5 protein-coding genes and 2 pseudogenes are annotated in these 6,417 nt (G+C 68.5%); 3 read left to right on the top strand and 4 right to left on the bottom strand.

Translation table 11 applies throughout. The annotated features are described in order from the left end of the window. Nucleotides 1–347: pseudogene (locus tag ACWDA7_RS30895) on the bottom strand (hypothetical protein); the annotation flags it as partial. 300 nt (nucleotides 348–647) lie between these two features. Between ACWDA7_RS30895 and ACWDA7_RS30890 the strand changes: the two are divergent. Together ACWDA7_RS30890 and ACWDA7_RS30885 are read left to right on the top strand one after the other, a co-directional pair. Next, a complete protein-coding gene (locus ACWDA7_RS30890; protein WP_450608304.1) occupies nucleotides 648–1,076 on the top strand; it encodes a hypothetical protein in 429 nt (142 codons plus the stop codon). A 154-nt stretch (nucleotides 1,077–1,230) separates the two neighbouring features. Continuing rightward, nucleotides 1,231–2,862, top strand: a pseudogene (locus ACWDA7_RS30885) (hypothetical protein); the annotation flags it as partial. Nucleotides 2,863–3,201: 339 nt separating this feature from the next. On the opposite strand, the gene ACWDA7_RS30880 reads toward ACWDA7_RS30885, so the two are convergent. From ACWDA7_RS30880 to ACWDA7_RS30870, 3 genes are read right to left on the bottom strand one after another with little or no spacing between them, the layout of a single operon-like run. Next, nucleotides 3,202–3,651 carry a hypothetical protein gene (locus ACWDA7_RS30880; protein WP_450608302.1) on the bottom strand — a complete coding sequence of 150 codons (450 nt, stop codon included), beginning with the start codon at nucleotides 3,649–3,651 and terminating at the stop codon, nucleotides 3,202–3,204. Continuing rightward, nucleotides 3,648–4,691 (bottom strand): BN159_2729 family protein, encoded by a 1,044-nt coding sequence (locus tag ACWDA7_RS30875; RefSeq protein ID WP_450608301.1) that lies wholly within the window; start codon nucleotides 4,689–4,691, stop codon nucleotides 3,648–3,650. The genes ACWDA7_RS30880 and ACWDA7_RS30875 overlap by 4 nt, the downstream gene beginning before the upstream one ends. Continuing rightward, on the bottom strand, nucleotides 4,688–5,284 hold the full coding sequence (locus tag ACWDA7_RS30870) for a sigma-70 family RNA polymerase sigma factor (protein ID WP_359407555.1): 597 nt from the start codon (nucleotides 5,282–5,284) through the stop codon (nucleotides 4,688–4,690). Before ACWDA7_RS30870 ends, ACWDA7_RS30875 begins: the two co-directional genes overlap by 4 nt. 603 nt (nucleotides 5,285–5,887) lie before the next feature. On the opposite strand from ACWDA7_RS30870, the gene ACWDA7_RS30865 reads away from it, so the two are divergent. Further along, nucleotides 5,888–6,364: a transcriptional regulator gene (locus tag ACWDA7_RS30865; protein WP_450608299.1), complete on the top strand. Its 477-nt coding sequence runs from the start codon at nucleotides 5,888–5,890 to the stop codon at nucleotides 6,362–6,364. The last annotated feature ends 53 nt before the right edge of the window (nucleotides 6,365–6,417 follow it).

The raw sequence follows: 6,417 nt of genomic DNA, 5'->3' as shown, positions 1-6,417 counted from the left end.
ACGCCGAAGGCGAGCAGACTGACCGTGCCGTACGGCGCGACGGAGGCCGGAAGCAGGAAGATACCGCCGCCGATGATGTTGCCCATGACCAGGGCCAGGGCGATGGCGCCGACGGTCAGGACGCCGAAGGCGAGCAGACTGACCGTGCCGTACGGCGCGACGGAGGCCGGAAGCAGGAAGATACCGCCGCCGATGATGTTGCCCATGACCAGGGCGGTGGCGACAGGCAGACCGAAGCGGCGGGCGTGCCGGCCGGTGTTGCCGTCCGTGTCTTCGGCAGCGGGGGCGGCCGCTGGGGTCTCCTGCGGGGCCGGAGCCGACTGAGGGACGGTTCCGGTGACGTGCATGGGGTGGTGCGCCTCTCTTCGAACTGATGCCCGGGATCGCCGGGACGGGCCCTATGGTCGGACATCACCGGAGGCGCCCACAAATCCCTCGCTTTTATCTCGTATGACACCCTCCGGTGCCGGAAAAGCTGCGCCCGTACGGGCCCTGGACCGGGAATCGTTCACCAGGCACCGATCCGGGAGGAGGGCGGCGCCGCACCGGCGAACGGCGCGGAGCGCCAGGCGCGGTGACCCTCGAACCCGTGCATGCCGGATTCCCCGTCCGCGTTTGTTGCCGGAATGAGGGGCAAGGCGATGTCCATGAGTGAACAGAACGGCGCAACGAATCAAAGCATGGGTACCAAACGGGCGGCCGCGGCCAAGGCTCGGCGGACCGCGGACAAGGCGACGGCTCCGGCTGCTCAGGCCGCGAAGAAGACCACGGCGATGACCGATGACGCGGCGTCAGCGGTCAAGGCCGGTGCCGAGCGCTCGGCCGAGGCCACCACGAAGGCCACGCAGACCGCGGCCGCCGGCGTCGAGGCGGGCCGGCAGGCGGTCATCGCGACCGCGGGCCATGTCGCGGCCACGGCGAAAATGGCCTGGACGGTCATCGCGCATCGCAAGCTCGTCCTCGCCGGAGTGGGCGCCGGCCTGGCCGCGGTGAGCACCGCGTCCTATGCGGTCGGCCGTCGCGCGGCACGTCATACCCACGGCCCCCTGACCCGACTCACCGGCGGCCGGATCTGACTCCGGTGGGGTACTCAACTGCTCGTCTCTGAAGCTATTTGAGTGAGGGGGTGGCTGCGTGGGTGGGTGCGTCGGTCTTGTGGGGTTGGATTGTCAGTGGGGGCCGATACGTTCGTGGTGTTGACGATCCGTGGGGCCGGTGAGGGGGTGTTCGGTGCGTCAGCAGGGGTTGCGTCCTATCGGTGAGCCGTTCGTTGCCCTGGGCCCGTCGGGTGTAGCGATCCGGACTCGGCTCAAGGAGCTCACGCGGGAGGACGAGAAGATGCTGCGGCTGGTGGGCGCGCATCTGGGCTCGCTGGCGTCGCAGGATCTCAAGGTGCGCTGCGCGCAGGGACTGGAGCATTCCACCAGCACGTGGGCGGCGCGGAAGCGAGAGTTGACGGCGGTGTCGTCGTCGCGCTGGGCGGGCAGCATCACCAAGGCCACGCATGATCAGTGGGCTTTGGCCCGCCGCTGTCAGCTCGCCCACATCCAAAGCCTCGAAACCGGTATCCGCACCATCGCGCACCGCCTGTCCCTGCCGATCGGCGAGAAGGGCAGCCGGCGGGCACCGGGCGGCTACCGCAGCAAGCAGGAGTGGCACGCGAAGACCCGCCGCCTGCACACGCTGGAGGACCGGCTGGCCGCCGAGCGGGCGGATCGGGAAGCCGGAATCGTACGCGTCGTGCGGGGCGGGAAGCGTCTGGCACGAATCCGCCACAACCTCGCCGACGCCCAGCTCACCGAGGTCGAGTGGCGGGAGCGCTGGGAGGCCGAGCGCTGGTTCCTGGCCGCCGAGGGGGAGTCGGGAAAGCGGTATGGGAACGAGACGATCCGCGTCACGCCGGATGGCGAGATCTCGATCAAGCTCCCGACACCACTGGCCGCGTCGGCGAACGCGGCGCATGGCCGGTACGTGCTCGCCTCGCGGGTTCGTTTTGCGCACCGGGGACACGAGTGGGCGCAGCGTGTTGAGGCCAACCGTGCGGTGGCCTACCGCATCCACTATGACGTGCAGCGCGGGCGCTGGTACGTGACCGTCTCCTGGCAGATCCCGCCCACCAAGACAATCCCGCTTCGGTTGGCACGTGCCGAGGGCGTGATCGCTGTCGACACCAACGCCGATCACCTCGCCGCCCGGCGCCTGGACGTCCACGGCAACCCCGTCGGCAGGCCCCGCAGGTTCTCCTACGACCTGTCCAAAAGCGCCGACCACCGCGACGCCCAGGTCCGGCACGCGCTGTCCCGGCTGCTGAACTGGGCACGAGCCCTCGGCGTCAAAGCGATCGCCATCGAGGACCTGGACTTCGGCGCGGAGAAGACCCGCGAGAAGCACGGTCGCCGAAAGTGGTTCCGGCAGCTCATTTCCGGCATGCCCACCGGCAAACTCCGCGCCCGCCTCACGTCGATGGCCGACCACACGGGCATCACGATCATCGCGGTCGATCCCGCCTACACCTCGAAGTGGGGCGCCCAGCACTGGCAGGCGCCCTTGACCGGCAAGATCCGCAAGACCACTCGTCACGACGCGGCAGCGGTGGCGATCGGAAGGCGCGCCCAAGGACATTCGATCCGGCGACGGACGGCACCGCCCCCGCACGACCAGAGCGATCGTGCGGGGCATCGGACCGTCCAGGCCGTACCGGAGATCCTTGGGCGTGAGGAAACCCGCCCCCGCATTCCCGGACCACGGACACGATCCGTGCGCGCCGGATGCGGTGAGAACGCGGGGGACCAGTGTGCCCAACACCGTTCGGGGCACGCGGCTGAGCACGGATCCTGGCAACAGGACCCACTCCCGCTCAGCCCCCAGGAACGGTGGGCGCAGCCACCCGTTGGAAGAGACATGGAGTGGCAGGGCCCGGACCCTGGATTCCCAGGTCGTTCCTGGCCCTGCCCTCCCCACCGGATCCCCCCGGGGAAGAACCATCGCGGCACCTGAGAGCGGCCAGGACACTCAGGGTCGCGCTGATGGATCGTGAAGCAATACGGCCGTCCCTCCCGACGGGTCACTCCGCCGGTGATGCGCCAGGGACAGCAAGGTGATGCCAGGCCCCTGTAGGACGACTGCGGCTCGAGGCCGAGTCCGTGCAGTGGAGCCCTTCGTGCAGGAGTCATCGCCCGCAGCAGGGCGGTGAAAAGTCGTTCATCCGTCTCCCCTCTCGACGGCTGGTAGCGATCCGGGCGGCGGCCGTGGAAGCGATGCGGCGTGCGTTCCCTGGGCGGGTCCGGCGTACCTGACCGCTGTGGCGGAGGCGTGGGGTTCGGTGATGCCGTCGGCCTGTCGGCAGGAGTCGCCGCGCGTGCTGAAGTGGCGGCCGATGGTGTCTATCTCCGCCGGGCAGGCGAGCGGGGGACAGGTGTGGGTGACAAGCTCTCGCTGCTGTCCGCCGCGGCTGCTCGGCGTTTGTCCGCCGGGCCGGAGCCACAGGTCCTCGAAGTCCTCGGCTTCGCACTGGTGGGCCCGGGACCCGGTGTTCAGCTGTCCCCACCCACCCTGGTCGATGTGCGCCTGCGGCTCGCGGACGGGCCATGGACAGTCCTGGTCGCAGGTGAGCAGCGGCCGGCCGAGGCAGCGGTCGAGGACAACGGTCACTGTTCACCTCCGGTATCCCTGGTCGCGACCGGGACGGCCTCCGCCTCGGCCGGGGTGAGGGGGCCGTTGGCCATGACGATCGAGCTCAGCGGGTACACCGGGCCACTGGTGCCGCAGAGGGTCAGCAGCGGCATGTCGCCCTCCTGGCACTGGCCGAGGTAGAGCCACACCTGGCCGTGGCGGTCGACCTGACCACGGGCGAGGTCGTAGATCCGGCCTCCCAGGCAAAACGGTTCCTCGGCGGATTCCGCGGCTTGGTCGAGCAGGCGGGGCACCCCATGGGCGGTGAGGTGGATGTCGACGCCGTCGATCTGTCCTGAGGCGATCTGTGCCCATCCGGCGCGCCGGGTCGGCACGTTGAGGGGTGCACCGATCGCGCCCAGCCAGTACTCCCAGTCGCCGAGGGCCATTGCCCGGATGGCGATGGTGACGCGGTTGCGGTCCGGGGCGATCTGCATGACCTCGAGCCGATCGGCGTTCTCGGCCTGCAACTTGGCAGCTGTGGTGATCGCCCGGGCCTCTGCCAGGTCCCAGTCCGCCGCGCGCTGCTCCTGGGTGCCGGTGGTCTGCGCGCTGGTGGGCCTGATGGTGGGGGCCAGGTCCGAGAGGGGCACGACGGTCGGCTGCGGCAGGGCGCTCGCTGCATGGGGCGTGTCGCGAGAGGGGCGGGGCAGCACGATCGCGCCACGGGGCATCGAGGTGGGCGGCTCCGGGTTGGGAGCGCTTTCGTGGTGGGCCTCAGGCTCTTCCTCGCGGTCACTGATGAGCCCGTGCCGTCGCAGTGCGGTCGCCACCCGCAGGGCGACCGCGCTGGGGAAGCCGCATTCGGATTCGATGACGTCGACGGCGACCTTGTATCCGTCGGACAGGCTGCCCCGCGTTTCGACCTGTTCCCGCAGCCGCTTGAGGACGCCGGCGCCACCCGTCTCGACCAGGCGGCCCTGAGCATCGAGGTCGGCCAGGAACTCCCGCGCCAACTGGCAGAGCTGATCCGTCAGTTGCTGCTGGATGTCGGTACAGGATTCGGGTGAGGTGGTCATGCTGGCACCCCTCCGTACGCCTTCCGGAGGGAGTCCAGCGCGCGCCACTGGAGCGTCTTGACGGCTCCGTCGGTGGTGCCGAGGGTGCGGGCCGTCTCGCTGACGGACATCTCGCCCAGGAACCGGAGCCGGATGACGACTTGCTGGCGCGGTGTGATCTCGGCCAGGGCATCGTGCAGGTCGGCCACGTCGAGGGCCGACAGCACGGTCTCCTCGGCGGTGCTGACCGGTGCCGTCCAGGCGTCCCACACATGCGTCATCTGGTCGACGAAGGTGAGGCGCTGGGTCGCGGCGACCTTGAAGTGGTCGGCGACCACGTTGCGGGCGATGGTGCACAGCCAGGCGCGGATCGATGTACCGTTCCATCGGAACGTGTCGATCTTGGCCCACGCCTTCACGAAGACGTCGGCGGTGAGGTCCTCGGCCAGTGTCGGGTTCGATCTGACGCGGTAGCCGATGAGCGTGGCGATGACGTCGTGGTGCATTCGGTACAGCTCGCCGAATGCCTCGGGGTCGCCTTGCTGGGCGCGGGCGATGAGAGCCGGTTCCCCGGTTTTGAAGCCGCCGGATACGGCGTTAGCCTTAGTGATCAAGGCCTACTCCCGTCATTCATGAGTAGATGAGCTCTGTGGGCTGGTGAGGGGAGGGGCTGCTTCGGCCACGGCCCGGCTGGGGGCGGCCCCTGCGTTTGTCAGTCGGTCAAGCGTTGACGCCGGACTTGGGCAGGCGTCGGTCGCAGGCACGAATCGGTGGTGCGCCGCGGGTCTGCAGGTCGGCGTGCCCAAGGTGGGCAGCCGATCCTGTTGGCGCCGCGCAGGGTCCGGAGCGTGGCCGGCCTCGGTGTTCCGTGCCGGCCGCGAGCCGGTCGAGGAGGGACCTGTCGAAAACGTGTGCGCTGCCGCAGGTCGGCAACACTTTCGTCACCGAGCTTGGCCATGCTTGGGGCGGAGCACGGCCAGGCGACCCCCCTTGATGATGTGCATGCGTGCGACTAACTCACGCGCCTGCAACTTACGCAAGTTGCTCACTTGTACGCAAGTTGCCAGGCTGAAGTGAGATGGGAAGTTTTTTTGATCCGTATGAATGGGGCGTATCGCGCATCTGGCCAGCTTGAATGCTCATCGCAGGGTTGACCTGCAAATATGCAAGCTTGCAACCGGCATGCAACTTGCACGCATGCGCGCTACTCTCCGGACATGCGGAGCATGGAAGAGTCCCCCCACGGGAACCGGGCAAAACGTCAAGCTCAGGCGGGGCGCGTCGGCGCGTATCTCACGCAGGCCGCCGCTGCGGCAGGGTACGACGTCCGCCCGCGGCAGGGCGGCCGAGCGCAACTCGCGGCCGTGACCGGACTGAGCCTCACCACCATCAGCCGAACGCTGGACGGTAAAACCCTGCCGCTGCCCTCGCAATTCTCGACGTGGGCGACGGTTCTTCGACTCGATCACCGGTCAATGCTGGTTGAAAGTGGCCTCATTCCTGCCGAACAAGGACCCGATCTCCCAAGCCGGGCGGTAACCTCAGCAACACTCTCTCCGGACGAGGCCATGAATGCGTGGGGTATCACCGATCCCATCATTCGCAAGACGCTCAACGCGAGCATCGTTCAGGCGATCAAGCTCCAAGAGGAGATCGATGCAGCCGACGACCGGGGGGCCGCTGCAAGGGGGTAACCGAAAGTGGTGTACAAACGGACTATCGCTAGCACCACTAGCTGCACGGCCGG

This window comes from Streptomyces sp. NPDC001156 (genome assembly GCF_053598275.1).
Note: the sequence above shows the minus strand (reverse complement) of the source record. Positions and strands in the feature narration are given on the sequence as shown.